This window comes from Streptomyces lothianensis, assembly GCF_047779955.1.
Taxonomy (GTDB): domain Bacteria; phylum Actinomycetota; class Actinomycetes; order Streptomycetales; family Streptomycetaceae; genus Streptomyces.
In genome coordinates this window covers 115,513-140,854 of the sequence record NZ_JBLMKT010000023.1, presented here as the reverse complement: position 1 = coordinate 140,854, position 25,342 = coordinate 115,513, and the positions used below count along the sequence as shown (strand labels likewise).

Genomic DNA, 25,342 nt, shown 5'->3' with positions numbered 1-25,342 from the left:
GCGGGCAACCTATCGGACGGGTGCGGGAGCTGATCGCTCCCGCATGCAGAGCCCGCGGCACGTCCAAGACGCCGGCCCCCTCAGCCGAGGAAGTCCCCGTCCACGTACACCCACGCGCCATCGAGCCGTACGAACCGGCTGCGTTCGTGCAGCGCACCCGGCACCCCGGCATCGGTGTAGCGGGCTTGGAAGGTCACCGTTCCGGTGGAGTGGAAGGCCGTACCCTCGGTGGTGGCCTCGATCTCCAGGCCTTCCCAGCGCATCGCGGAATCGAATCCGATCCCCGGCGGCCGTGTGTCCGGGTGCCAGGTCCGCAGCAGGTATGCCTCGTCGCGTACGACGAAGGCCGCGTACCGGGAGCGCATCAGCTCCTCGGGTGCCGATGCACGGGCCGTGCCGGAATGCAGTCGTCCGCAGCACTCCCCGTAGGGGACGCCACGCCCGCACGGGCAGGGGGAGGTCGGGGTGACGGCGGACGATGCGGCGCGCCGTCCGGTGGCCGCCTGGGCTGGGCGCTTGGGGCGTCGTGACATGGGCGCCATTGTCCCCCGGGCCCCGCGCGCGGCGCCCACGAGTCCGCCGGAAGCCGCATGTGGCGTACATCTATCGCTGCCCGCTCTACGCCAGGTGGAGGGAACGCAATCGTTCCCTACACCCAGCGCAGTACACCGGTCCAGCCCCAGGGGGTGACCGAATCACGGATTCCGCCCTTGACCATGGATGGGTACACCGGACAGAACTTCGTGCAGTCTCCCGTCTGCCCGGTCTTCTTCCTGCCCGTAATCGACGGAAGCTTGGTCTCAGGTGGCTACGTTCCTTTATCGACTCGGCCGCGGCGCGTTCCGGCGCCGTGGTCTGGTCGCCCTCCTCTGGGTGGCCATACTCGTGGGCATCGGCGGCGCCGCATCGGTCGCGCCGGCCGCGCCCGAAGACTCCTTCTCCATGCCCGGCACCGAGTCGCAGAAGGCCTTCGACCTCCTCGAGGAGCGCTTCCCGGGCCAGGCCTCCGACGCCGCCACCGCCCGTGTGGTGATCAAGGCGCCCGAGGGCGGGAAGCTGACCGAAGGCGCCGGAAAGGCACACGTCGACGACCTGGTCGCCGACCTCGCCGACAACCCGCAGGTCGAGGCGGTCGCCAACCCCTTCGAGGCCAATGCCGTCAGCAAGGACGGCTCGACCGCGTACGCCTCCGTCTCCTACAAGGTCAACGCTCAGGAGCTGACCGACGAGGCCCGTGAGGCGCTCACCAAGTCCACGGACGAGGCCCGCACCGACGGCTACACCATCGAGACCGGCGGCGACGCCGTGATGGAAGAGCCCGAGATGGGCGGCACCGCCGAGCTGATCGGCATGGGCGTCGCGCTCGTCGTCCTCGTGCTCACCTTCGGCTCGCTGGTCGCCGCGGGCATGCCGCTGATCTCCGCGATCATCGGTGTCGGCATCGGCACCTCCGCGATCGCCGCTCTCGCTTCCACGCTCGGCCTCTCCGCCACCACCGGCACGCTCGCCACGATGATCGGCCTCGCGGTCGCCATCGACTACGCGCTGTTCATCATCGCCCGCTTCCGCGCGGAGGTCGCCGAGGGACGCGAGTTCGACGAGGCCGCGGGCCGTGCCGTCGGCACCGCGGGATCCGCCGTGGTCTTCGCCGGCCTCACCGTGATCGTCGCCCTCTCGGGCCTCGCGGTCGTCAACATCCCGATCCTCACCAAGATGGGCCTGGCCGCCGCGGCCACCGTCGCCGTCGCCGTGCTGATCGCGCTCACCCTCACCCCGGCGCTGCTCGGCTTCGCCCGCAGGCAGGCGCTGAGCCGCAAGGACCGCAAGTCCCTGAAGGCCGGCGCCGGGCTGCAGAACACCGGCAAGCAGAAGCTCGGCACCCGCTGGGCCCACTTCGTCCTGCGCCGCCCGGTCGCCGTCCTGGTCACCGCGGTGCTCGGCCTCGGCATCGTCGCCGTGCCGGTCTCCAGCATGGAACTCGGCCTGCCGGACGAGGGCAGCTCCGCGCCCGACTCCACACAGCGCAAGGCCTACGACATCCTCTCGGACTCCTTCGGCGCCGGATTCAACGGCCCGCTGAGTGTCGTCGTCGACGCCAAGGGCATCGACGACCCGCAGGCCGCCGCCGACGCGGTCAACAAGAAGATCACCGAGCAGGGCGAGGCCGCGGCGGTCACCCCGCCCACGTTCAACAAGGCCGGCGACACCGCCACCATGATGGTCATGCCCAAGACCGGCCCGAGCGACCCGGCCACCGAGACGCTGGTGCGCGACCTGCGCGGTCTCGCCGGTGACCTGAAGGGCGAGACCGGCGCCACCGTCCTGGTCACCGGTATGACCGCGATGACGATCGACTTCTCGCAGACCCTCAACGACGCGCTGCTGCCGTATCTGGCGCTGATCGTCGGCCTGGCGTTCATCCTCCTGATGCTGGTGTTCCGCTCGGTCCTCGTCCCGCTGAAGGCCGCACTCGGCTTCCTGCTCTCGGTGCTCGCCGCACTGGGTGCGGTGGTCGCGGTCTTCCAATGGGGCTGGCTCGCCGACCTCTTCGGCGTCGAGCAGCCGGGCCCGATCATGTCGATGATGCCGATCTTCATGATCGGTGTGGTCTTCGGTCTCGCCATGGACTACGAGGTGTTCCTGGTGACCCGGATGCGCGAGGCGTACGTGCACGGGGCCTCGCCCGCCGAGGCCATCGCCACCGGCTTCACCCTGGGCGGCCGGGTCGTCTCCGCCGCCGCGATCATCATGATCAGCGTGTTCTCCGGCTTCATCCTGGAGACCAACGACATGGTCAAGATGATGGGCTTCGGCCTCGCGATCGCCGTCCTCTTCGACGCCTTCGTGGTCCGCATGGCGATCGTGCCCGCGGTCCTGGCGCTGCTCGGCCACAAGGCCTGGTGGCTGCCCGGGTGGCTGAACCGGATCCTGCCCAACGTGGACGTCGAGGGCGAGAAGCTGCACAAGCAGCTCGGCGACACCAAGGTGCCCGCACAGGAGCCGCGCGAGCAGGAGCCCGCCGGCGTCTGACCCGGAGGTCCCGCACGGCGTGGATGGCCCGGTCCCGAACGTTCAGCCGAACGTCCGGGACCGGGCCACCGGCGTTTACGGGCAGCGCACCGGTTCGCCCGGCAGCGCACCGGTTCGCCGCGTGGCCCACCGTCTCGCCGCGCCGTCCTCCGTAGGGGCGCCTAGCGTGGAGAAGCGGATCCCCGCCGAGCGCGGATCCGGACACCGAGCGCGGATCCGGTAACGGCCGCCGCGCCCGGGCCACCGAGCCGACCCCGAGCAGGAGGCAGAACCATGCCCGCATATCCGCTGGGCGCACCGTGCTGGGCCGATGCGACGTTCCCCGACCTCGAAGCAGCCAAGTCCTTCTACGGCGAGATCCTCGGCTGGACCTTCGACGAGGGCGCCGAGGAATTCGGCGGCTACACGCAGGCGCTCGTCGACGGCAGGCCGGTGGCCGCCGTCGTACCGCAGATGCCGGGCATGGAGGAGGCCGGGCCGCCGGCCTGGAGCCTGTATCTGGCCTCGCCGGATCTGGCGGCCACCGCCGAGAAGATCAAGGCCAACGGCGGCACGGTCGTAGTGGATCCCATGCAGGTCGGCCCGTTCGGTTCGATGCTCGTCGCCCGCGACCCCGGCGGCGTAGGCTTCTGCGTCTGGCAGGCCGACCAGCACCAGGGCTTCGAGAAGGTCAACGAACCCGGCGGCTTCTGCTGGGCAGAGGTCACCACCCGCGACGCCGCCGCGGCGGACGCGTTCTTCCCCGCGGTCTTCGGCTACAACGCGCGGAAGATGAAAGACGACACCATCGACTTCGCGGTGTGGGACCTCGGCGCGGACCCGCTCCTCGGCCGGATGCAGATGACGAAGGACTTCCCGCCGGACGTCCCCCCGCACATCAACGTGTACTTCGTGGTCGAGGACTGCGATGTGGCCGTGGACGCGGTCAAGCGCCTGGGCGGACAGGTCCACTTCGGCCCGATGAGCATGCCTTTCGGTCGTTTCGCGACGGTGACGGACCCGCAGGGTGCGGTGTTCTCGGTGATCGACGTGACGACGACGGAGGGCGAGGTGCCGGAGATGATCTGAGCGCTGGACCGCCGGACCCCCGGGCTCCGGTACCCCCGGCCTCCCGGGCTCCGGACCACCGGCCTGCGGGCTCCGGATCACCGCCCTTCCGGGCTCCGGGCCACCGGACTTGGAGCGGGCCGCGCTCACCCGGGCGGCGGCCCGTTCCCACATGCGGAGTACGACCCGCCCCCGATTCCCGCGCACCCGGCCGTGATCTTCCCGCCCCGATGCATCATGCTTGCCCCAGCGGAATGCGCCCCGGCCCGAAGGGCAGGCGGGAGCGCCCGCCGAACTCGGCGCCGCCGACCGACCTGGCAAGGGGGATCACGGGTGAACCGCTACGAGCGCCACGGCGAACTGCTGCGCCTGCTCGCCGAACAGCGCCAGCTCGATGTGGAGACGGCCGCAAAGGACCTTGACGTCTCCGCGGCCACCATCCGCCGCGACCTCGACCAGCTCGCCGAGCAGGGTCTCCTCATCCGCACCCGCGGCGGCGCCATGCCCAACGACGTCACGTACGACCTTCCGCTGCGCTACCGCTACGCCCGCGACTCGGTGGAGAAGGAACGCATCGGCCGTGCCGCCGCCGCGCTCGCCACCCGCGGCATGGTCGTCGGCATCAACGGCGGTACCACGACCACCGAAGTGGCCCGCGCCCTCGCGGCCCGCCCCGACCTCCTGGAGCGCGAGCCCTCCGAGGGCCCCGCGCTCACCCTGGTCACCAACGCGCTGAACATCGGCCACGAACTCGCCGTACGCACCCATCTGAAGGTCGTCACCACCGGCGGCGTGGCCATGCCCCAGTCCTACGAGCTCGTGGGCCCGCTCGCGGGCCTGATCCTCAAGGAGATCCGCCTCGACATCGCCTTCATCGGCGTGGACGCACTCGACCCCGACCGCGGCGCCAGCGCCCGCAGCGAACACGAGGCCAGCATCAACGCGCTCCTCGCCGAACAGGCCGACCGCCTGGTCGTGGTCGCCGACTCGACGAAACTCGGCATCCAGGCCTTCGCCCGCATCTGCCCGCCCCAGGCGATCGACACGGTGGTCACGGACGACAGGGCGCCCGAGAAGGCGCGGATCCTGGAGGAGCGAGGCATGAAGGTCATCCAGGCCTGAGCGTGCGCGCGGCGCCTGCCGCGCAAGCGGAGCGCGCACTCTGCGGATACGGCTGTGTGTACGCGGATACGGCTGTGTGTACGCGGAGCGCCGTTCCCGCGTACACACGCAAGCGGCCAGTGACTGGATCAGTCACTGGCCGCTTCTTCTGTGTCCGAGGGGGGACTTGAACCCCCACGCCCGATAAAGGGCACTAGCACCTCAAGCTAGCGCGTCTGCCATTCCGCCACCCGGACCGGTGACCCGCGGTTTCCCGCGGCGACGTGGAAAACCATAGCAAACATTCGAGGGTGCTCGATCACCCCCGCCCTTGGGTACGACCCCGGGTACGCGGGAGGATGGCGGGGACCAGCGGCAGCATCGGCGAGAGGAACGCGGCGTGAGCGAGTCGGCTACGAACGGGCAGGGCAGGGAGCAGCACATCGCCGGTGAGGACGAAGTGGTCGGCCTGTGCCGTGATCTGATCCGCATCGACACCAGCAACTACGGCGACCACTCCGGGCCGGGCGAGCGCAAGGCGGCCGAGTACGTCGCGGAGAAGCTCGCCGAGGTCGGGCTCGAACCGCAGATCTTCGAGTCCCACCCGGGCCGTGCCTCCACGGTCGCCCGGATCGAGGGCGAGGACCCCTCCAAGCCGGCGCTCCTGATCCACGGTCACACCGATGTCGTACCGGCCAACGCGCAGGACTGGACCCACCACCCGTTCTCCGGCGAGATCGCCGACGGGTGCGTGTGGGGCCGCGGCGCGGTCGACATGAAGGACATGGACGCGATGACGCTCGCGGTCGTGCGCGAGCGGATGCGCAGCGGTCGCAAGCCTCCGCGGGACATCGTGCTCGCCTTCCTCGCGGACGAGGAGGCCGGCGGCACCTACGGCGCACGGCATCTGGTCGACAAGCACCCGGACCTCTTCGAGGGCGTGACCGAGGCCGTCGGCGAGGTGGGCGGCTTCTCGTTCACCGTCAATGAGAACCTGCGGCTCTACCTCGTCGAGACCGCCCAGAAGGGCATGCACTGGATGCGGCTTACCGTGGACGGCACCGCGGGGCACGGCTCGATGACCAACAAGGACAACGCGATCACCGAGCTGTGCGAGGCCGTCGGACGCCTCGGACGCCACGAGTGGCCGGTGCGCGTCACCAAGACCGTACGTTCGTTCCTGGACGAACTCTCCGACGCGCTCGGGACCGAGCTGGACCCCGAGGACATGGACGCCACCCTCGCCAAGCTCGGCGGCATCGCCAAGATGGTCGGCGCCACGCTCAGGAATTCCGCCGCGCCGACGATGCTCGGCGCCGGCTACAAGGTGAACGTCATCCCCGGCGAGGCGACAGCACACGTCGACGGGCGCTTCCTGCCGGGGTACGAAGAGGAGTTCCTCGCCGACCTCGACCGGATCCTCGGCCCGCGGGTGAAGCGGGAGGACGTGCACGGCGACAAGGCGCTCGAGACCGACTTCGACGGCAGGCTCGTGGACGCCATGCAGGTGGCCCTGAAGGCCGAGGACCCGATCGCGCGCGCCGTGCCGTACATGCTCTCCGGCGGCACCGACGCGAAGTCCTTCGACGATCTCGGCATCCGCTGCTTCGGCTTCGCCCCGCTGCAGCTGCCGCCGGAGCTGGACTTCGCGGGCATGTTCCACGGCGTGGACGAGCGGGTGCCGACCGAGGGGCTCAAGTTCGGTGTGCGCGTCCTCGACCGGTTCATCGACGCTTCCTGAACGCGCCGCGCACCGGGGCCTGAGCCCGGTTCTGAGTCCGGTTCTGTGCCCGGTTCTCTGCCCGGTCCAGAGCCGGTTCCTGAGCTTCGCTCACGGCGGTTGACCGCTTGATTAGGTCGCGCGTGCGAGCCTCCCGGAAAGGGTGAAAGCGCGTCGGGGCTCGTAGCCCGATTGGCCCCTCCTCGTTACAGGTGGTGCAGTCCGCGGCTGGGACTGCATTGCCAACGAGGAGGAATAATGATCAAGAAGGTCGTCGCTGCTGCGGCTGCCACGGGTGGCATCGTTCTCGCGGGTGCGGGTGTCGCGGCTGCCGACGCCGGTGCCCAGGGCGCCGCCGTGCATTCCCCCGGCGTGCTCTCGGGCAACGTCGTTCAGGTCCCGGTCCACGTTCCGGTGAACGTGTGCGGCAACACCATCTCGGTGATCGGGCTGCTGAACCCCGCCTTCGGCAACACCTGCACCAACGTCTGAGACGTAGTGCCTCACCCCTCGTGGGTCTGAGCCTGTCGGCCCCGGAGTGCGTGCCATGCGCTCCGGGGCCGCCTGGCTTCCGGTCGCACCCGCACAAGGGAGCGGTTGCGCACTTCAGTAGCTCAAAGGCAGGGAACAACCTATGAGACAGGTCACGCGCAAAGGCCTGATCACCGTGGCGGCGGCGAGCGGTGTGCTCGCTGTCACGGGCGGCGCCGCGTTCGCCGATTCACAGGCCGAGGGCAGCACTGCCGGGTCCCCGGGTGTGCTGTCCGGCAACACCGTCGAGGCGCCGGTCCATGTCCCGGTGAACGTCTGCGGGAACACGGTCGACGTCGTCGGGCTGCTCAACCCGGCTTCGGGCAACAGCTGTGCCAACGTCTCCGATGGAGGCGGCAGCAGTCACAGCGGTGGCGGCAGCGACAGTGCTGACAGCACCGGATACGGCGACAGCGGCTCCGGCAGTGGCAGCGGCACGCACGGCGGTAACGGCACGGGCGGCGGCGGTGACACGGCCGGATACGGCACGGCCGGCGGTGGCGCCGAGGCCGACGGCACCGCGGAAGGCTCGCCGGGGATCCTGTCCGGCAACACGGTCCAGGCGCCCGTCGACCTCTCCCTGAACGTCTGCGGGAACAGTGCCACCGTCGGTGGACTGGGCAATGCCACCGAGGGCAACGACTGCGTCAACGGTGAGGTCCCGCCGGCGCCCGAGGAGCCGCCCGTCGTCCCCGAGACGCCGGACGAGCCCAACGTCCCGCAGCCACACACCGGTACCCCGCCCCCGGGCACCCAGCGGCTCGCGCAGACCGGTACCGACTTCCCGGTCGGCATCGCCGCACCGGTGGGCGCGGGCCTGCTGCTCGCGGGCGCCGTGCTCTACCGCAGGGCGCGCGCCGCCGCCTGAGCGGCTTCGGCACGAAACGCCAGAGGGCCCCGTCCGGCGGGGCCCTCTGGCGTTGTCGCATGTCCTCGGTGGCAGGAACCTCACCACGTCGCACGCACTTGGCGGATGATCCGCCGGCGCAGCCGCACCCGGCGGCTTCCGTCGCGACGCAGGGTCATACGGTGCAACTCCCAGTGTCCGTACTCGGCGTGGTCGGTCAGCAGGCGAGTCGTGTCCTTGCGGGAGACCCCGCGTGGCACGTAGACGTCGAGAAATTCGTATTCGGCCATCGCATCTATTGTGCGGGCAACGCCCCGGTACGGATAGCGTCTGTCCCATGTCTGATGCTGAGCAGCCCACGGTTGCCGAGGTACGTGCTGCCGCCGAGGCGGTCAAGACCGCGCTCGACCGTCACCTCGCCGCGGTGGAAGGGCGTTCGGGGGACGACGACCCGGACGTCTACGAGGCGTTCAACGAGCTGGCCGCCGCGGCCGAGGCCTACGACGAACTGCTCTACGACGCCCATGACGAGGTCACACCCTTCGAGATCCCCGGCACCGAGGACGGCCTGCCGCCCTATGCCGGGCCCGACGAGCCACACGCCCTCAGCGTGCTGATCCGGCGGGACTACACAGTCGCCGAGCCGCACCGGCTGCACGCACAGGCACAGCGCGTCGCCGACCTCGATGCCGAAACGGCGGGGGAGGCCTCGTCGGCCGACTCGGCCGGCAGCAGCACGCATACGGCGCTCGGGGTGCTGTTCGGCGAGTTCGAACCTGACGAAATCGCCTCCCGGCACAAGGAGTTCGGCCTGGAGGAGGGCGATTCCACGCTGTGGGTGACCGCGGCGGACGAGACGCCCGAACCGGGGGAGTGGCTGGAGGCCCCCTTCGACACGGCGGACCCCACGCGCGTGATCTGCCGTTTCGACGTCAGCACGGTATTCGACGAGGAGCCCGACGGCTCCCCGGACCTGTAAGTCCTCCCGGCTCCACCTCAGCCACCTCGGACCCCACCTCAGCCATCCACCCCCGGCACCTGGGCCCGCACCAGCCGCTCGAGCCGTGTCGTACGCGGCTTCGCCGGGACCTCGGCGACGGCACGGCCCAGCGCGCCCTCCGCTCCGTGCACCACGGAAAGATGCCGCTCGGCACGGCTGAACGCCGAGTACACCCATGCCCGCGTGAGGGCGCGCGCCGCATCACCCGGCAGCACGGCCACGACCGCCGGCCAGCGCCGCCCGAGCGCCTCCTGCGCGGTGAGCGCCCACCCGTGCCGTACGTCCGTCTCCACCCGCTCCTTGGGTACGAGCACGGCCGTGCCCTCACAGTCGAGCCGCAGCCCCTGGGCATCGGCGCCGTGCACGCGCCCGGGCACGGCGGTCCGGGCAGGCGCCTCGTAGAGGACCAGGTCACCCGTGTCGAAGCCGCCGAAACGGCCAGGACCGGGGTTGACCCGCTCCTTGAGCGCCGCGTTCAGCGCACGCGTCCCGGCGGGGCCGTCCTGGCCCATGGTGATGACCTGGGCGGACTCCACGGGGATGCCGAAGGCGCGTGGAATAGAGTCCGCGAGCAGCTGCACCGTGCGGTGCACGGCCTCGCCCGGATCGCGGGCGGGCACGATCACCACTTCCTTGTCCGGGGCCTCGACCTGGTTCAGCTCGCCGATCCCGATGCCGGAGACGAGCTCGCCGATCGGTCCGGGGTCGGGCGTCCGCGAGACGATCTGCGGGCAGGTCTTCGCGGCGAGCAGATCGGCGAAGACCCGCCCGGCGCCCGTGGACCAAAGCACGCCCGGATCCCCGCTGAGGACCAGTCGGGCGCCGTCGGGCAGGGATTCCACGAGCATCGCGGCGCTCTCGACGTCGAGCTGAGGCGCGTCGAGCACCACGAGCAGATCCACGGCCAGGGCGCCCTCACCGTCCCGGCCGGGGCCCGCGGCGCCCGAGAGGAGATCCGCCACGGTCACCACCTCGGCTGCGTGGTGCTCCGCCACAGCACCTGCCCCGGCCGACGGCTCGGTATCTGCCCCGGACGGCGCCGAGATGACTGCGCCGGCCGACGCCGCGGCGAAGCGCCGACGCCCGTCCGAGGTGTGTGTGGCGGCGCAGACGCGCAGCCCGAGACCGCGGGCCGCGGTGAGCAGTGCCGCCGGTTCGGCGCGGGCGCTCTCCCCGCCGGTGTGCAGCACAAGCCCGTGCCTGCCGACGGCACGGATCAGGTCGGCGGCCGAGCCGCGCACCGCGCCGGCGGCGGCGTCCCACGCCTCGGGCCTGGTACCGGAGTCCTTGGCCAGGGCGTTCGTCAGACCGGCGAGGGAATCGGCCAGGCTCTCCTCGGCCAGCGCATACCGTTCGAGACCGAACAGCACACGGACCGGGCGTTCGGCTTCCTCGGCCTCCTCCGCGCCTTCCGCGGCTTCGGCGGGAGCCTGGGCGGCCGGCAGGGCATCCAAGGCCTCCTCGAACACCAGGACTTCGCCTTCGGCGACGGCCCTCTCCACCGCGGCATCGGGATCGGGGACGCCACGCTTGGACAGCGCCGACTTGAGCACATCGGCGTCCAGCGCGGTGTGCCCGGCGGCCGCGGCCTGTTCCAGGAGCCAGCCGGTCAGGGCGCGTCCCCTGCGCTCGTCGTCCGGCCCGCAGGCGTCCTTGAGCAGCGCACGGGCGAACCCGTCGGCGTGCTCGGGACGCACGCCGGGCACGCGGAGCAGCTGCCAGGGATCGTCGAGCAGCAGCTCACCGGCGGCCTCGCCGAGCAGTGCGGCGGTGCGGGCGGCCAGGTCCTGGGGTGCGCCGCCGCGGGCAAGGACCGCTCGTACGGCCTCGACCGTCGAGGCGGCAGGGGCGCTCGGGGCGGCCACGGGCTGCGCCACCGGCCTGGGCTGCTCCGGCGCGGGCCTGCGCGGCTCCGGAGGCTCGCTGACGACCCGGGTCATCGGCTGCTCGCCGCTCTCCACGGCCCGTACGGCCGCGAGCAGATCCGCCGCGGTGCCGCTCAGCTTGCCGCCCGCGGCGATCGGCCCTCCCTTCTCGGCCTTGCGCTGCTCGATCCGCTCCCGAAGCTCCCGTTGCGCCGCCAGTTCCGCCTCGGCCTCGGACAACTGGGCCGCTGCCGCACCGTCCGCCCCGTCGACCGCCTCATCGGAACCGTCCGCCTCGCCCGAACCGTCCGCCTCGCCCGAACCGTCGGCCTCATCGGAACCGTCCGCCTCGCCCGAACCGTCCGCCTCATCCGAGCCGTCTGCCTCGCCCGAACCAACCGCCTCGGCTGAACCCCCTGCCTCGTCCGCTTCTGCCGACCCGTCCGTCTCCGGCTCGCTGGTCGCCGCCGCCTCACCGTCCCCAGGCCCGCCCTGCGTCCCGACCTCACCGGCCGACGCCCCGTCGCCGCCTCCCGCGCGCACCTCTGCTCCGCCCCGCGGTTCCTCCGCGTCTGCGGATTGCGTACTCACAACGTGCTCCAGTCCTGATCGGGATAGCGGTGCACGGGTGCCGACACATCGTCGAGCGCCCGGCAGATCTCGTCAGGAAGACTAAGCGTCTCCACTGACAACGCCTCCGTGAGCTGCTGCGCCGTGCGTGCCCCCACGACCGGCGCGGCCACCCCGGGTCGGTCGCGCACCCACGCGAGCGCCACCTGCAGCGGTGTCGCGGCGAGCCCGTCCGCCGCCGTCGCCACCGCGTCCACGACCCGCGAGGCGGCCTCGTCGAGATAGGGGGCCACGAACGGCGCCAGGGATGCGGAGGCGCCCCGCGAGTCGGCGGGGGTGGCGTGCCGGTACTTGCCGGTCAGCACCCCGCGCCCCAGCGGTGAGGACGGCAGCAGCCCGACGCCCAGGTCCAGGGCCGCCGGCAGCACCTCGCGCTCGACACCGCGCTGCAGCAGCGAGTACTCCATCTGCGTACTCGCGAGGCGCGTACGCACCCCGGGCACCGCGAGCTGCCAGGTCGCGGCCTTGGCCAGCTGCCAGCCGCTGAAGTTCGACACCCCCGCATAGCGCGCCCGCCCGCTCGCCACGGCTGTGTCCAGTGCCTGCAGCGTCTCCTCCAGCGGCGTGGCCGGATCGAAGGCGTGCACCTGCCACACGTCCACATGGTCCGTGCCGAGCCGCTGCAGCGAGGCGTCGAGGGCCGAGAGCAGATGTCCGCGCGAGCCGTCGAAGCGGCGGTAGGGATCGGGCACGCTGCCGGCCTTGGTCGCGATGACCAGGTCACGGCGCGGCACCAGGCCTGACTCGATGAGCCGCCCGAGCACATACTCGGCATCACCGTCCCCGTACACGTCCGCCGTGTCGACGAGGGTGCCGCCCGCGTCCCAGAAGGTCTTCAACAAATCGGCGGCGTCGTGCTCGTCGGTGTCCCGGCCCCAGGTGAGGGTGCCGAGCCCGATCCGGGATACCCGCAGGCCGGTCCGGCCGAGATGCCTCTGCTCCATGGGCGCTGAGGTTACTGTCCATGTGCCGTCTCGTGGGAGCCTGTGGATAACCGGCCCTGCCGCAAACTGTCCCTACCCGCTAGGCTCCCCGCAACACACACGTTACTGATCAGTAAGGGGTGCGGCCGATGCGACTCGGGATCAACCTGGGCTACTGGGGCGCCGGAATGGACGCGGACAACCTGGCCGTCGCCCGTGAAGCCGACAAACTCGGCTACTCGGTCTGCTGGGCCGCGGAGGCCTACGGCTCGGACGCGGCGACGGTCCTGTCCTGGGTGGCGGCCCAGACGGAACGGATCGACGTCGGCTCCGCCATCTTCCAGATCCCGGCCCGGCAGCCCGCCATGACGGCGATGACCGCCGCGACCCTCGACTCCCTGTCCGGCGGCCGCTTCCGCCTCGGCCTCGGCGTCTCGGGGCCGCAGGTCTCCGAGGGCTGGTACGGCGTCAAGTTCGACAAGCCGCTGGCCCGCACGCGCGAGTACGTGGAGATCGTCCGCAGGGCGATGTCGCGGGAGCGGCTGAGCTACGAGGGCGAGCACTGGACGCTGCCGCTGCCCGACGGACCGGGCAAGCCCATCAAGCTGACCGTGCACCCGGCCCGCGAGCATATCCCGGTCTACATCGCGGCGATCGGCCCGAAGAACCTGGAGCAGACCGGCGAGATCGCCGAGGGCGCCCTGCTGATCTTCCCGTCCGCCGAACACCTCGAGGACACCGCGCTGAAGCACATCCGGGCGGGGCGCGAGAAGGCGGGCCTGTCCATGGACGGCTTCGATGTCTGCCCGACCCTGCCGCTCGCCCTCGGCGCGGACGACGGCATCGACGCGCTCGCGGACACCTTCCGCCCGTACACCGCGCTCTACGTGGGCGGCATGGGCAGCCGTAAGCAGAACTTCTACAACCAGCTCGCCCAGCGCATGGGCTACGAGAAGGAAGCGGCCGAGATCCAGGACAAGTACCTCGCCGGCGACAAGCAGGGCGCCGCGGCCGCCGTACCCCAGCAGCTGATCGACTCGACGGCGCTGCTCGGCTCCGTGGACCGCATCGCCGAGCGCATGCAGGCCTACGCCTCGGCCGGGGTTACCACTCTGACCCTCGCACCCGCCGGATTCACGCTCGACGAGCGCCTCGCGGCGCTGCGGGCCGGAGTGGAAGCGGTGGAGCGCGCCGGACTGGCCTGAGAACCGACCCGTACGAGGGCCGACCGGACCGCGAGCCGACCGAAGCGACCGCTGGAACGGCCTCAAACGCGGGGAAGTCTTTCCGCGGCCGTGGTGGGGGCTCGGGGGGTCTTCCCCGCCACGGCCGTCACCGAACACAACGCCCCCGGGTGCTCTCCGGTTACGGGTGCGGCGGGCCCGGCGGACAGGCTGCGAAGCGGGTTCCGCTTCGCAGCCGTACAGTCCGCCGCGTCCTTCGTTCGGCTGAGGTGACCCCTACACGTGTTGCCTTATGGCGCGCCTGCCATTTGACTCGTTCTTTGCGGAAGTCCGCGTGGCGAGCGACGGCATGGAGGTGCCTGCGATGCTTTCGGCCAGGAGTCTCTTCCAGGAGATCATCGACAACGACGAGTCCTTCCAGCTGTTCTGTTCCATCGCCGCCAGCGGCGAGGCCCAGGGCGGCTGGGAGAACGGGCGGATCGCCGCCCTCGTCCCCGAGGGCCAGCGCGCCCTCGCCCCCAAGATCACCCGGCACGGAGCCGACGAGGACAAACACGGGCGGATCTTCAATGCACTGCTGAAGAAGCGCCGCCTGGAACCGGTCGACGTGCCCGCCGACACCGACTACACGATGCTGCTCGAACAGCACGGCATCGGCCTCGCCCACGAGAAGCTGCGCGCCGACGAGCCGCTCACCGAGCAGGACATCATCACCTACCTCTCGCACAGCCGCGTCACCGAGCAGCGCGCCGCCGACCAGATGGTCATGCTGCGCAAGTACTTCGGCGACCACCCCGAGCTGGGCAAGGCCATCCGGATGATCTCCGACGACGAGGACAACCACCTCGCGTACTGCCACGAGGAACTGCTCCGCCTGGCCTACGCCGGACACGGCCGCACCATCCAGGCGACGCTGCGCGAGAGCGCCCTCGCCGAGATCCGGGTCTACCGCGACGTCAGCCTCGCCGTCATGGCGCGGATGGGTGCCATCCTGGGCTGGTCACCGCTCAAGGCGAAGACGCTCGCCGCGGGCATCCACGCCATGTACGCCTTCGAACGGGCCGGCGGATGGCGGCGGATGGTCTCCCTGAAGATGCCCGAGCGGCGCGACGCGCTGGGTGGCCCCGCCACCTCCGCCCCCGAGTTCGCCTGAGGGGGTACCGCACGGCGCCTCACAGCCAGCCGCGCTGCTTGAACAGGCGGTAGAGGCCGTACACCGCACCGCCCATCACGAGCAGCACACCGGGATACCCCCACCGCTGGTCGAGTTCGGGCATATGCGTGAAGTTCATGCCGTAGATCCCCGCGATCATCGTCGGCACCGCGGCCATCGCGGCCCAGGCGGAGATCTTGCGCATGTCGTCGTTCTGCCGCACGCCCGTCTGTGCGAGATGTGCCGAGAGGATGTCCGAGCACAGCCGGTCGAGGGAGTCCACGCTCTCGTTGGCGCGGGTCAGATGGTCGTTCACGTCGCGGAAGAACAGTTGCGAGTGTTCGTCCACGAACGGCACACCCGCGCCCGTGAGCCGCAGCATCGGGGTGGTCAACGGCACGGTCGCCCGGCGGAATTCGAGGATCTGCCGCTTGAAGTCGTAGATCCGCGCGGCGAGCGTCCTGGTGTCGCCCGCGGTCGGCGCGAAGACCTCCTCCTCCAGCGACTCCAGGTCGAGCTGCAGCTCACCGGCCACCTCCATGTAGTGGTCGACGACGGCATCGCTCACCGCGTAGAGCACGGAGGTGGGCCCGTGCCGCAGGACCTCCGGCTGCTCCTCCAGGCGCCTGCGTACGCTGCCGAGCGGTGCGCTCTCGCCGTGCCGCACGGTCACCACGAAGGAATCGCCGACGAACAGCATCAGCTCCTCGGTGGTCACCTCGTCGTGCCGCACGTCGTACGCGACGGGCTTGAGCACCATGAACAGCGAATCGTCGTACACCTCGAGCTTGGGCCGCTGATGCGCCTCGAGCGCATCCTCGACGGCGAGCGGATGCAGCCCGAACTCAGAGCTGACCAGCGCGAACTCGTCCTGCGTCGGCTCGTGCAGGCCCAGCCACAAAAAGGCGTCACCACTCGCCCGCGCCGCGTCCAACGCCACGGAGAAGTCTCCCTGGCCCTCGATGCGGCGGCCTTCGCGGTAGAGGGCGCAGTCCACGATCACGCAGCGCATCCTTCCCTGATCCGCCCGCGACCGCACCCCGTACGGTCCGCACGGCAGCACCCCGTACCGTCCGCACGGCAGCACCCCGCACGGTCCGCATGACCGCACCCGCTACGGTCCGCACGGCCGTGCGCCTACCCTTTCCGCATGCCCACCTTGATTCTTCTGCGGCACGGACGCTCCACCGCCAACACCGACGGGGTGCTCGCCGGACGCCTGCCCGGGATCGCGCTCGACGAGCACGGGCGGCGACAGGCCGCAGCACTGCCCGAGCGGCTCGCCGAGGTGCCGCTCGCGCTCGCGGTCACCAGCCCGCTGCAGCGCTGCAAGGAGACCCTCACTCCGCTGCTCGCCGCCCGCGAGGGACTCGCCCTGCACGAGGACGAACGGATCGTGGAGTGCGACTACGGCGACTGGTCCGGGCGAAAGCTCGCCGAACTCGCGGACGAACCGCTGATGGAGGTCGTCCAGCAGCATCCGACCGCGGCCGCCTTCCCGGGCGGCGAGTCCATGCGCGAGATGCAGCACCGCGCCGCCGAGGCGGTGCGCGAGTGGAACACCCGGGTGGAACGCGACTTCGGACCGCACGCCGCGTATCTGATGTGCGCCCACGGCGACATCATCAAGTCCCTTGTGGCGGACGCGATCGGCCTCCATCTGGACCTGTTCCAGCGCATCTCCGTGCAGCCGTGCTCGGTGACCGCGATCCGCTACACGCGCCTGCGCCCCTTCCTCGTACGCCTGGGGGACACCGGGGACTTGGGCTCCCTCGCGCCGCCCGCCGCACCCACCGAACCCGAGCGGACCGATGCGACGGTCGGAGGCGATGCGGGCGCACCGTGATCGTCGCCCGCAGTAGGGTGGCACCGTCCGCGTACCCGCTTCCGTCCACCGGAACGTCCCCGCAGCAAGGAGTGGCCAGGCCGTGACCCGTCAGGTGTTCCTGTACGACCCTCCGGAGCGCTTCGTGGCCGGAACCGTGGGTCTGCCCGGGCGCCGCACGTTCTTTCTGCAGGCCTCGGCCGGCGGCCGGGTCACGAGTGTGGCCCTGGAGAAGACCCAGGTCGCGGCGCTGGCCGAACGGATGGACGAGCTGCTCGACGAGGTCGTGCGGCGCAGCGGCGGCAGCGCCTCCGTCCCCGCGGTCGCCTCCCCGGAGAACACCGACACCGCGCCGCTCGACGCACCCGTCGACGAGGAGTTCCGGGTCGGCACCATGGCCCTGGCCTGGGACGGCGACTCCGAGCAGATGATCGTCGAGGCGCAGGCCCTGGTCGAGCTGGACGCCGAGAGCGAGGACGATCTCGCCGCCGCCGAGGAGCGGCTCCTCCAGGACGAGGAGAACGGCCCGCCCATGCTGCGCGTCCGCCTCAGCGGCGCACAGGCGCGGGCCTTCGCCAAGCGCGCCCTCGACGTGGTGAACGCCGGACGCCCGCCGTGCCCGCTGTGCAGTCTGCCGCTCGACCCGGAGGGACACGTATGTCCGCGCCAGAACGGATACCGCCGCGGGGCCTGAGCAGGGACTGCAGGGCCCTGCTCGAACACGGCGAGCTGACCGTGCGCGGCCGGATCCGTGAGGCCTCCAACGCCGTTCTGCTCTGCGAGGTCTCCTACGAGGGCGAGTCGGCCACCTGCGTCTACAAGCCCGTGGCCGGGGAGCGCCCCCTGTGGGACTTCCCGGACGGCACGCTCGCCGAGCGCGAGGTCGCCGCGTACGAGGTCTCCGAGGCCACCGGCTGGGGCCTGATCCCGCCCACGGTGCTGCGCGAGGGCCCGTACGGGACCGGGATGTGCCAGCTGTGGATCGACGCACCCGAGGAACCCGGCCCCGAGCTGCTCGCGCTCGTCGAGGCCGAGGAGCCGGGGGAGGGCTGGAAGGCGGTGGCGTTCGCCGAGGTCGGTGAGGGCCGTCAGGCACTCCTCGTCCACGCCGACGACGAACGCCTGCGCCGGCTCGCGGTCCTCGATGCCGTGATCAACAACGCGGACCGCAAGGGCGGCCACCTGATCGCCGCCGCCGAGCGGCATCTGTACGGCATCGACCACGGCGTCACGTTCCACACGGAGAACAAGCTCCGCACGCTGCTGTGGGGCTGGGCAGGCGAACCGCTCCCGCCGTGGGCCCTGACCTCCCTGACCGACCTGTCCGCCGCGCTCGCCCCCGAGGGCCCCCTGACGGCCCGCCTGACACCTCTGCTCACCCCGACGGAGGTGGAGGCGACCAGGGCCAGGGTCCGTGGCCTGCTGCGCTCGGGGGTCCACCCGGTCCCGGCGGGCGACTGGCCTGCGATTCCGTGGCCGCCGGTGTAGCGTTCCGGCCCCGGCGGCAACTTCAGTCCCTGGGGCAACTTCAGCCCCTGCGGCGATTGAGCAGATCCGAACGAAGTTCGGATGCGGGGGTCCGGGGGCGGAGCCCCAGGTTTCGGGAAGGGGCGGGGCGGGGAAAAAGCCCGCCGCAGGCGCCCCCACCGGCACCCGAAACCGACCGCAACCAGCCAAGATCCCGATCCGGCTCGTAAGCGGATGAACTCTCCGGTTAGGCTCGACGTATGCATGCCTGGCCCGCTTCCGAGGTCCCCGCCCTTCCCGGCAAGGGCCGCGACCTCAGGATCCACGACACCGCGACCGGCGGACGAGTCACCCTCGATCCCGGTCCCGTCGCCCGTATCTACGTCTGCGGCATCACCCCGTACGACGCGACCCATATGGGTCACGCGGCGACCTACAACGCGTTCGACCTCGTCCAGCGCGTATGGCTCGACACCAAGCGGCAGGTGCAGTACGTCCAAAACGTCACGGACGTCGACGACCCCCTCCTCGAACGCGCGATCCGCAACGGCGAGGACTGGGCCGGACTCGCGGAGCGCGAGACGGTGCTGTTCCGTGAGGACATGACCGCCCTCAGGATGCTGCCGCCGCAGCACTACATCGGCGCCGTGGAGGCCATACCCGGCATCGTCCCGCTCGTGGAACGCCTGCGGGACATGGGCGCCGCCTATGAACTCGAAGGCGACATCTACTTCTCCGTCGAATCCGACAAGCACTTCGGCAAGGTCTCCCACCTCGACGCCGCCGCCATGAAGCTGCTCTCCGCCGAACGCGGCGGCGACCCCGAGCGCCCCGGCAAGAAGAACCCGCTCGACCCGATGCTGTGGATGGCCGCCCGCGAGGGCGAGCCGAGCTGGGACGGAGGCTCGCTCGGAGCCGGACGCCCCGGCTGGCACATCGAGTGCGTGGCCATCGCCCTCGACCACCTCGGCATGGGCTTCGACATCCAGGGCGGCGGCTCCGACCTGGCCTTCCCGCACCACGAGATGGGCGCCTCGCACGCCCAGGTGCTCACCGGGGAATACCCGATGGCCAAGGCGTACGTCCACGCCGGCATGGTCGGGCTCGACGGCGAGAAGATGTCCAAGTCCAAGGGCAACCTGGTCTTCGTCAGCAAGCTGCGCCGCGACGGAGTGGACCCCGCGGCCATCCGGCTCGCGCTCCTCTCGCACCACTACCGGGCCGACTGGGAGTGGACCGACCAGGTGCTTGCCGACGCGGTCGAGCGGCTCGGCCGCTGGCGTGCCGCCGTCTCGCGCCCCGACGGACCGGCCGCGGAGGCCCTCGTCGAGGAGATCCGCGAGGCCCTGGCCGATGATCTCGACGCACCGGCCGCGCTCGCGGCCGTCGACCGCTGGGCCGAACTGCAGACCGCGCAGGGCGGTACGGACGAGGGCGCGCCGGGGCTCGTCTCCCGCGCCGTGGACGCGCTGCTCGGGGTGGCGCTCTGACGCCTTGCATCCGGCACCTCGCGGATGAGTCGTTCCACGGGAAAGGCGCCGGACGGGCTCGCTGCCCGTCCGGCGCCTTTCCCGTACGGCCGCTCACAAGCGGCCGGAACACGTCCGCCTGACGCGATGCCGCCGACGCGTCGACGCGATGCGGCCGGCCGACACGCTCTCAGTCCTGTGCGTCGTCGTCCTCGCCCTCGGACGCACCTTCCGCGGGAGAGGGCGGCTCCTCGGCCCGCTCGGTGTCCGCCCGCTCCGTACCCCGGGTGTCACCGGCCGGCGGATACGGCGGCTTCGTGCGGTCGTGCGAGGTGTCCCGCTGGAACGGCCCTTCGGCGGCCTCCGTCGCATGCCCGGGACCACCGTCACGCCGCCGCAGATAGCGCTCGAACTCCCGCGCGATCGCCTCGCCCGAGGCCTCGGGCAGCTCGGCGGTGTCCCGCGCCTCCTCCAGGGTCTGTACGTACTCGGCGACCTCGCTGTCCTCGGCGGCCAGCTGGTCCACCCCGACCTGCCAGGCGCGCGCGTCCTCGGGGAGCTCGCCGAGCGGGATCCTGAGGTCGATCAGGTCCTCCAGGCGGTTGAGGAGCGCCAGCGTGGCCTTGGGGTTGGGCGGCTGCGAGACATAGTGCGGAACGGCCGCCCACAGCGACACGGCGGGCACACCCGCGTGCGTGCAGGCCTCCTGCAGGACGCCGACGATGCCGGTGGGACCCTCGTAGCGGGTCTCCTCCAGGTTCATCGAACGGGCCAGGTCCGGGTCCGAGGTGACACCGCTGACGGGCACCGGCCGGGTATGCGGGGTGTCGCCGAGCAACGCGCCCAGGATCACCACGAGTTCGACGCCGAGCTCGTGCGCGAAGCCCAGCAGCTCGTTGCAGAACGAGCGCCAGCGCATCGACGGTTCGATGCCGCGGACGAGGACCAGGTCACGCGGCTTCGCACCCCCCACACGGACGACGGAGAGCCGCGTCGTCGGCCAGGTGATCTTGCGGGTGCCGCCCTCCATGAAGACGACGGGACGGTTGACCTGGAAGTCGTAGTAGTCCTCGGCGTCGAGCGCGGCGAAGACCTCGCCCTTCCATTCCTTGTCGAGGTGAGAGACCACGGTGGAGGCGGCGTCGCCGGCGTCGTTCCAGCCCTCGAACGCGGCCACCATGACCGGGTCGACCAGCTCGGGAACCCCTTCGAGCTCGATCACCCAGCGCCTCCTTCCGACGTTGCACTGTGCACGCCCCAACCTTAAGGCCATTCCGGGGGCCTTCCGCAGCCCCTTTGCGTGCGGCTTGCGGCGGCCGCCGGGCGCCCGCCGCCCCCGCGATCGAGGTGAGGGGAGTTTGTCTGGAGGACCCCGCTCCCAAACCCCCGGCCGGTGCCGGATCGACCACCGGCCGGGGGTTCAGCCGAGCTCCCGGGCCGCGCGCATCCACTGCTCCACGCCCGCCACATGCACCGTCGCCCAGGACCGGGCGGCCTCCGCATCGCCCTCGCGCAGCGCGCGCAGGATCATCCGGTGCTCGTGCAGCGTGCGGCCGACGGCGTCCCGGGCGGCGAGCGTGCCCCAGACCCGCTCGCGGGCCGCGGGACCGGACAGGCCGTCGAGCAGCGAGCAGAGCACCGAGTTGCCGCAGGCCGCCGCGATGCCCCGGTGGAAGGCCAGGTCGCAGGCGACGAGTTCCCCGACCGAGGGCGCCGGGCCGAGCGCGTCGAGCTGGGCGTCGAGCGCCCGCAGTTCGTCCGCCCCGATGAGAGCGGCGGCCTGCGCGGTCGCGGCAGGCTCCAGGATCCGCCGTACGGCGAGGAACTCCAGGACCGTGTCGTCGCGCTGGAGGTCCGCCGCGAAACTGAGCGCGTGCAGCAGCAGCTGTGGGTCGAGGCTCGTCACATACGTGCCGTCGCCCTGGCGTACATCGAGGACGCGGATCAGGGAGAGCGCCCGTACGGCCTCGCGCAGCGAATTGCGGGACAGGCCGAGCTCGGCGGCGAGCTCGCTCTCCTTGGGCAGACGGTCGCCGGGCCCCAGCGCCCCGGAGACGATCATGCCCTTGATCTTCACGATGGCCTCGTCGGTGACAGCCATGGCGACCTCCCCCGAACCTCCGACGTACTGCGGGTCAGTATGCGGCCGTACGGCGGTGGTGCAAGACGTTCCCGCAGATCAAGCGCTTGCCGTGACCGTACGTGAGCGAATCGGTGCCAAGCGTGCGGGGGGGCGGCCGTCCGGACGGCCGCCCCCCACAACCCTGCCCCGGGGGCTACTCGGCGTCGAGCAGTCCCTGCACCTTGGCGCGAATCTCGTCGGTGGCAAGGCCCCGGATCGTCAGCGTCGTACGGCGGCGCAGCACGTCGTCCGCCGTCTCGGCCCACTCGTGGTCGCGGGCGTAGGCGACCTGCGCCCAGATCTCCGGGGCGTCCGGGTGGATGCGCTGCGCCAGCTCCGGGTTCTCGTTGGCGAGCCGGGCGATGTCGAAGGCCAGCGAACCGTAGTGCGTGGCCAGGTGACGTGCGGTGTCGGCGGCCATCCGCGGGCCGGGCGCCGGACCGTCCACGAGCAGCCGGTGGGCGACCGCGCGCGGGCTTGCGATGCCCGGAAGCGGCAGCTTCCTGGGCAGCCGGCCGACCGGCTCCAGGTCCTCGCCGAGCGGGTGGCCCGGCAGCTGCGCCAGCTTGTTCATCACGGTGCGGCCGATGTGCCGGAACGTGGTCCACTTGCCGCCGGCCACCGACAGCATGCCGCCCTTGCCCTCGGTCACCACCGTCTCGCGCTTGGCCTTCGCCGTGTCGCCCGGACCGCCGGGCAGCACCCGCAGACCCGCGAAGGAGTACGTGATCAGATCGCGCGAGAGTTGCTGGTCGCGGATGGAGAAGGCGGCCTCGTCGAGGATCTGCTTCGTGTCCTGCTCGGTGACGGACACCTCGCGCGGATCACCCTCGTAGACCTCGTCGGTGGTGCCGAGCAGCAGCATGTCCTCCCAGGGCAGGGCGAACGTGATGCGGTACTTGTCGATCGGGGTGGCGAGCGCCGCCTTCCAGGGCGAGGTGCGCTTGAGCACGAGGTGCGCGCCCTTGGACAGGCGGATGGACGGCGCCGCGTTCGGGTCCTCCATCGTGCGCAGGTGGTCCACCCACGGGCCGGTCGCATTGAGCACGAGACGCGCGTCGACCCCGAACTCCGTGCCGTCGAGCCGGTCCTTGAGCTCGGCGCCCGTGACCCGGCCGCGCGTGAAGCGCAGCCCGGTGACCTCCGCGTGGTTCAGGACCACGGCGCCCGATTCGGCGGCCGCACGGACCGTCATCAGGGCCATGCGCGCGTCGTTCATCTGGTCGTCGCCGTACACGGCCACGGCCTTGAGGTTGTCGGTGCGCAGCTCCGGCACGTCCTGCGCGGCCTTCGACGGGCTGAGCAGATGCCCGACCCCGTCACCGAAGGCGGACAGCGCGCTGTACGCGAACACACCGGCGCCCAGCTTCGCCGCGCCGTGCGGACCGCCCTTGTACACGGGCAGATAGAACGTCAGCGGGTTGGCGAGGTGCGGTGCCACCTGACGGGAGACCGCACGCCGCTCGAAGTGGTTCTCGGCCACCAGCTTCACCGCACCGGTCTGCAGATAGCGCAGACCGCCGTGCAACAGCTTGGAGGAGGCCGAGGAGGTGGCGCCGGCGAAGTCACCGGCGTCCACGAGCGCCACCCGCAGGCCGGACTGCGCGGCATGCCAGGCGGTGGAGATGCCCAGGATCCCGCCGCCGATGACCAGCAGGTCGTACGTGGCGCGCGACAGCAGGTCGCGGGTCTCGGCCCGGCCCGGGTTGCTGCCCGCGGTCGCGTGTGTCCCGAGCGCGGGGATGCTCTGCAGGGTGGTACTCATGGTCCAACTCCTCGTCGGCGGCGGCCGGCCGGAGTGACCGGCCGCGCGCCATCTCTCAAGGCCGCTCAGGCCTGTGTTCCGTCAGGCCGCTCAGGCCTCGGCATCCTCGACCCAGCCCATGGTCCGCTCGACGGCCTTGAGCCAGTTCTTGTACTCGCGGTCCCGCTGTTCGGCCGGCATCCGCGGGGTCCACTCCGCGGCGCGGCGCCAGTTGGCCCGCAGGGCTTCGGTGTCCGGCCAGTAGCCGACGGCCAGACCGGCGGCGTAGGCGGCACCGAGGCAGGTGGTCTCGGCGACCATCGGACGCACCACGGGGGCGTCCAGGAAGTCCGAGAGGGTCTGCATCAGCAGGTTGTTGGAGGTCATGCCGCCGTCGACCTTCAGCGCGGCCAGCTCGACACCGGAGTCCTTCGTCATGGCGTCGGTGATCTCGCGGGTCTGCCAGGCGGTGGCCTCCAGGACGGCGCGCGCGAGGTGCGCCTTGGTGACGTACCGGGTCAGGCCGGCGATCACACCGCGGGCGTCGGAGCGCCAGTACGGGGCGAACAGGCCGGAGAAGGCCGGTACGAAGTACGCGCCGCCGTTGTCCTCGACGCTGGAGGCGAGGGTCTCGATCTCGGCGGCCGAGTTGATCAGGCCCATCTGGTCGCGCATCCACTGCACCAGCGAACCGGTGACGGCGATGGACCCCTCGAGCGCGTAGACCGGCTTCTGGTCGCCGATCTGGTAGCCGACCGTGGTGAGCAGGCCGTTGTACGAGTTGACCGGCGTCTCACCGGTGTTCATCAGCATGAAGGTGCCGGTGCCGTACGTGGACTTGGCCTCGCCCTCGCTGAAGCAGGTCTGGCCGAACAGGGCGGCCTGCTGGTCACCGAGCGCCGAGGCGACCGGGACACCCGCGAGCACGCCGTCCTTGGCGGTGCCGTACACCTCGGCGGAGGAGCGGATCTCCGGCAGCAGCGAGGCCGGGATGTTCATCGAGTGCAGGATGCGCTCGTCCCAGGCCATCTCGTGCAGGTTCATCAGCATGGTGCGCGAGGCGTTGGTGACGTCCGTGACGTGCACGCCGCCGTCGACACCGCCGGTCAGGTTCCAGATGACCCAGGAGTCCATGGTGCCGAAGAGGATGTCGCCGCGCTCGGCGCGCTCGCGCAGCCCCTCGACGTTGTCGAGCAGCCAGCGGACCTTCGGGCCGGAGAAGTAGCTCGCCAGCGGCAGGCCCGTCTCGCGGCGGAAGCGGTCCTGGCCGACGTTGCGGCCGAGCTCCTTGCACAGGGCGTCGGTGCGCGTGTCCTGCCAGACGATCGCGTTGTGCACCGGCTCGCCGGTGTTCTTGTCCCACAGGACGGTGGTCTCACGCTGGTTGGTGATACCGATCGCCTTGACGTCGGCGGCGGTGATGCCGGCCTTGGTGATCGCGCCGGCGACGACGGATTCGACGTTGACCCAGATTTCCCTGGCGTTGTGCTCCACCCAGCCGGGCTTGGGGAAGATCTGCTCGTGCTCGCGCTGGTCGACGGAGACGATCCGGCCGTCGGTGTCGAAGACGATGCAACGGCTCGAGGTCGTGCCCTGGTCGATCGCGGCGATGAACGGGCCCGCTCCGTGGGAGTTGGCGCCTGCGGTGTGTGCGTCGGTCACTGGTTGCTCCAAGAAGTCTGTG

At 71.1% G+C, this 25,342-nt stretch carries 22 protein-coding genes and 1 tRNA gene; 13 read left to right on the top strand and 10 right to left on the bottom strand.

Features of this window, described 5'->3' with window-relative positions:
• Positions 1 to 80 precede the first annotated feature (80 nt).
• The gene (locus tag ACLF6P_RS06605; protein WP_415948805.1) at positions 81 to 533 is read right to left on the bottom strand and encodes a YchJ family protein; all 453 of its coding nucleotides are present in this window, start codon (positions 531 to 533) and stop codon (positions 81 to 83) included.
• Between the two features lie 271 nt (positions 534 to 804).
• On the opposite strand from ACLF6P_RS06605, the gene ACLF6P_RS06600 reads away from it, so the two are divergent.
• From ACLF6P_RS06600 to ACLF6P_RS06590, 3 genes are all read left to right on the top strand, one after another.
• The gene (locus ACLF6P_RS06600) at positions 805 to 3,030 is read left to right on the top strand and encodes an MMPL family transporter (protein WP_415948804.1); all 2,226 of its coding nucleotides are present in this window, start codon (positions 805 to 807) and stop codon (positions 3,028 to 3,030) included.
• A 273-nt stretch (positions 3,031 to 3,303) separates the two neighbouring features.
• Positions 3,304 to 4,098 carry a VOC family protein gene (locus ACLF6P_RS06595; RefSeq protein WP_415948803.1) on the top strand — a complete coding sequence of 265 codons (795 nt, stop codon included), beginning with the start codon at positions 3,304 to 3,306 and terminating at the stop codon, positions 4,096 to 4,098.
• Positions 4,099 to 4,410: 312 nt separating this feature from the next.
• Positions 4,411 to 5,199, top strand: coding sequence for a DeoR/GlpR family DNA-binding transcription regulator (locus tag ACLF6P_RS06590; RefSeq protein WP_415948802.1), 789 nt, complete (start codon positions 4,411 to 4,413; stop codon positions 5,197 to 5,199).
• Between the two features lie 151 nt (positions 5,200 to 5,350).
• Here the strand turns inward: ACLF6P_RS06590 and ACLF6P_RS06585 are convergent.
• A tRNA-Leu gene (locus tag ACLF6P_RS06585) sits at positions 5,351 to 5,435 on the bottom strand.
• Between the two features lie 143 nt (positions 5,436 to 5,578).
• On the opposite strand from ACLF6P_RS06585, the gene ACLF6P_RS06580 reads away from it, so the two are divergent.
• The 3 genes from ACLF6P_RS06580 (at position 5,579) to ACLF6P_RS06570 (ending at position 8,297) form a co-directional block, all read left to right on the top strand.
• Entirely contained in the window at positions 5,579 to 6,919 is a 1,341-nt protein-coding gene (locus ACLF6P_RS06580) for a M20/M25/M40 family metallo-hydrolase (RefSeq protein ID WP_415948800.1), read from the top strand.
• Positions 6,920 to 7,156: 237 nt separating this feature from the next.
• Complete coding sequence (gene chpH / locus ACLF6P_RS06575; protein ID WP_415948799.1) at positions 7,157 to 7,390, top strand: chaplin ChpH; 234 nt, start codon at positions 7,157 to 7,159, stop codon at positions 7,388 to 7,390.
• A gap of 142 nt (positions 7,391 to 7,532) precedes the next feature.
• Positions 7,533 to 8,297: a chaplin gene (locus ACLF6P_RS06570; protein WP_415948798.1), complete on the top strand. Its 765-nt coding sequence runs from the start codon at positions 7,533 to 7,535 to the stop codon at positions 8,295 to 8,297.
• A gap of 80 nt (positions 8,298 to 8,377) precedes the next feature.
• Here the strand turns inward: ACLF6P_RS06570 and ACLF6P_RS06565 are convergent, their stop codons facing one another.
• Positions 8,378 to 8,566 carry a DUF5703 family protein gene (locus ACLF6P_RS06565; protein WP_415948796.1) on the bottom strand — a complete coding sequence of 63 codons (189 nt, stop codon included), beginning with the start codon at positions 8,564 to 8,566 and terminating at the stop codon, positions 8,378 to 8,380.
• Positions 8,567 to 8,613: 47 nt separating this feature from the next.
• Between ACLF6P_RS06565 and ACLF6P_RS06560 the strand changes: the two genes are divergently transcribed.
• Complete coding sequence (locus ACLF6P_RS06560) at positions 8,614 to 9,255, top strand: hypothetical protein (protein WP_415948795.1); 642 nt, start codon at positions 8,614 to 8,616, stop codon at positions 9,253 to 9,255.
• Between the two features lie 38 nt (positions 9,256 to 9,293).
• Here ACLF6P_RS06560 and ACLF6P_RS06555 read toward each other — a convergent pair whose 3' ends face one another.
• Entirely contained in the window at positions 9,294 to 11,732 is a 2,439-nt protein-coding gene (locus tag ACLF6P_RS06555; RefSeq protein ID WP_415948794.1) for a helix-hairpin-helix domain-containing protein, read from the bottom strand.
• A complete protein-coding gene (locus ACLF6P_RS06550) occupies positions 11,729 to 12,715 on the bottom strand; it encodes an aldo/keto reductase (protein WP_415948793.1) in 987 nt (328 codons plus the stop codon). Before ACLF6P_RS06550 ends, ACLF6P_RS06555 begins: the two co-directional genes overlap by 4 nt.
• Positions 12,716 to 12,843: 128 nt before the next feature.
• Here ACLF6P_RS06550 and ACLF6P_RS06545 point away from each other — a divergent pair, with 128 nt between their 5' ends.
• The gene (locus ACLF6P_RS06545) at positions 12,844 to 13,899 is read left to right on the top strand and encodes an LLM class F420-dependent oxidoreductase (protein WP_415948792.1); all 1,056 of its coding nucleotides are present in this window, start codon (positions 12,844 to 12,846) and stop codon (positions 13,897 to 13,899) included.
• Between the two features lie 343 nt (positions 13,900 to 14,242).
• Positions 14,243 to 15,031 carry a ferritin-like domain-containing protein gene (locus ACLF6P_RS06540; protein WP_415948790.1) on the top strand — a complete coding sequence of 263 codons (789 nt, stop codon included), beginning with the start codon at positions 14,243 to 14,245 and terminating at the stop codon, positions 15,029 to 15,031.
• Between the two features lie 19 nt (positions 15,032 to 15,050).
• On the opposite strand, the gene corA is transcribed toward ACLF6P_RS06540, so the two are convergent.
• Positions 15,051 to 16,043 carry a magnesium/cobalt transporter CorA gene (gene corA, locus ACLF6P_RS06535; RefSeq protein WP_415948788.1) on the bottom strand — a complete coding sequence of 331 codons (993 nt, stop codon included), beginning with the start codon at positions 16,041 to 16,043 and terminating at the stop codon, positions 15,051 to 15,053.
• 138 nt (positions 16,044 to 16,181) lie between these two features.
• On the opposite strand from corA, the gene ACLF6P_RS06530 reads away from it, so the two are divergent.
• From ACLF6P_RS06530 to mshC, 4 genes are all read left to right on the top strand, one after another.
• Positions 16,182 to 16,877: a histidine phosphatase family protein gene (locus ACLF6P_RS06530; protein ID WP_415948787.1), complete on the top strand. Its 696-nt coding sequence runs from the start codon at positions 16,182 to 16,184 to the stop codon at positions 16,875 to 16,877.
• A gap of 82 nt (positions 16,878 to 16,959) precedes the next feature.
• The gene (locus ACLF6P_RS06525) at positions 16,960 to 17,550 is read left to right on the top strand and encodes a DUF3090 domain-containing protein (protein WP_415948785.1); all 591 of its coding nucleotides are present in this window, start codon (positions 16,960 to 16,962) and stop codon (positions 17,548 to 17,550) included.
• Complete coding sequence (locus tag ACLF6P_RS06520) at positions 17,514 to 18,344, top strand: SCO1664 family protein (protein WP_415948784.1); 831 nt, start codon at positions 17,514 to 17,516, stop codon at positions 18,342 to 18,344. The genes ACLF6P_RS06525 and ACLF6P_RS06520 overlap by 37 nt, the downstream gene beginning before the upstream one ends.
• A 239-nt stretch (positions 18,345 to 18,583) precedes the next feature.
• Complete coding sequence (mshC, locus tag ACLF6P_RS06515) at positions 18,584 to 19,813, top strand: cysteine--1-D-myo-inosityl 2-amino-2-deoxy-alpha-D-glucopyranoside ligase (protein WP_415948783.1); 1,230 nt, start codon at positions 18,584 to 18,586, stop codon at positions 19,811 to 19,813.
• A gap of 169 nt (positions 19,814 to 19,982) precedes the next feature.
• On the opposite strand, the gene ACLF6P_RS06510 is transcribed toward mshC, so the two are convergent.
• The 4 genes from ACLF6P_RS06510 to glpK form a co-directional block, all read right to left on the bottom strand.
• Entirely contained in the window at positions 19,983 to 21,014 is a 1,032-nt protein-coding gene (locus tag ACLF6P_RS06510; protein ID WP_415948781.1) for a PAC2 family protein, read from the bottom strand.
• A gap of 198 nt (positions 21,015 to 21,212) precedes the next feature.
• On the bottom strand, positions 21,213 to 21,893 hold the full coding sequence (locus tag ACLF6P_RS06505; protein WP_415948779.1) for a FadR/GntR family transcriptional regulator: 681 nt from the start codon (positions 21,891 to 21,893) through the stop codon (positions 21,213 to 21,215).
• A 175-nt stretch (positions 21,894 to 22,068) separates the two neighbouring features.
• Entirely contained in the window at positions 22,069 to 23,679 is a 1,611-nt protein-coding gene (locus ACLF6P_RS06500) for a glycerol-3-phosphate dehydrogenase/oxidase (RefSeq protein ID WP_415948777.1), read from the bottom strand.
• Between the two features lie 90 nt (positions 23,680 to 23,769).
• On the bottom strand, positions 23,770 to 25,320 hold the full coding sequence (glpK, locus tag ACLF6P_RS06495) for a glycerol kinase GlpK (protein WP_415948776.1): 1,551 nt from the start codon (positions 25,318 to 25,320) through the stop codon (positions 23,770 to 23,772).
• Positions 25,321 to 25,342: the final 22 nt, after the last annotated feature.

Bases quoted from the DNA above. Each gene is read 5' to 3' on its own strand.
- ACLF6P_RS06605 (WP_415948805.1), bottom strand. From the start codon at position 533: ATGTCACGACGCCCCAAGCGCCCAGCCCAGGCGGCCACCGGACGGCGC.
- ACLF6P_RS06595 (WP_415948803.1), top strand. From the start codon at position 3,304: ATGCCCGCATATCCGCTGGGCGCACCGTGCTGGGCCGATGCGACGTTC.
- chpH (WP_415948799.1), top strand. From the start codon at position 7,157: ATGATCAAGAAGGTCGTCGCTGCTGCGGCTGCCACGGGTGGCATCGTT.
- ACLF6P_RS06570 (WP_415948798.1), top strand. From the start codon at position 7,533: ATGAGACAGGTCACGCGCAAAGGCCTGATCACCGTGGCGGCGGCGAGC.
- ACLF6P_RS06565 (WP_415948796.1), bottom strand. From the start codon at position 8,566: ATGGCCGAATACGAATTTCTCGACGTCTACGTGCCACGCGGGGTCTCC.
- ACLF6P_RS06560 (WP_415948795.1), top strand. From the start codon at position 8,614: ATGTCTGATGCTGAGCAGCCCACGGTTGCCGAGGTACGTGCTGCCGCC.
- ACLF6P_RS06550 (WP_415948793.1), bottom strand. From the start codon at position 12,715: ATGGAGCAGAGGCATCTCGGCCGGACCGGCCTGCGGGTATCCCGGATC.
- ACLF6P_RS06545 (WP_415948792.1), top strand. From the start codon at position 12,844: ATGCGACTCGGGATCAACCTGGGCTACTGGGGCGCCGGAATGGACGCG.
- ACLF6P_RS06540 (WP_415948790.1), top strand. From the start codon at position 14,243: ATGCTTTCGGCCAGGAGTCTCTTCCAGGAGATCATCGACAACGACGAG.
- corA (WP_415948788.1), bottom strand. From the start codon at position 16,043: ATGCGCTGCGTGATCGTGGACTGCGCCCTCTACCGCGAAGGCCGCCGC.
- ACLF6P_RS06530 (WP_415948787.1), top strand. From the start codon at position 16,182: ATGCCCACCTTGATTCTTCTGCGGCACGGACGCTCCACCGCCAACACC.
- ACLF6P_RS06520 (WP_415948784.1), top strand. From the start codon at position 17,514: ATGTCCGCGCCAGAACGGATACCGCCGCGGGGCCTGAGCAGGGACTGC.
- mshC (WP_415948783.1), top strand. From the start codon at position 18,584: ATGCATGCCTGGCCCGCTTCCGAGGTCCCCGCCCTTCCCGGCAAGGGC.
- ACLF6P_RS06505 (WP_415948779.1), bottom strand. From the start codon at position 21,893: ATGGCTGTCACCGACGAGGCCATCGTGAAGATCAAGGGCATGATCGTC.
- ACLF6P_RS06500 (WP_415948777.1), bottom strand. From the start codon at position 23,679: ATGAGTACCACCCTGCAGAGCATCCCCGCGCTCGGGACACACGCGACC.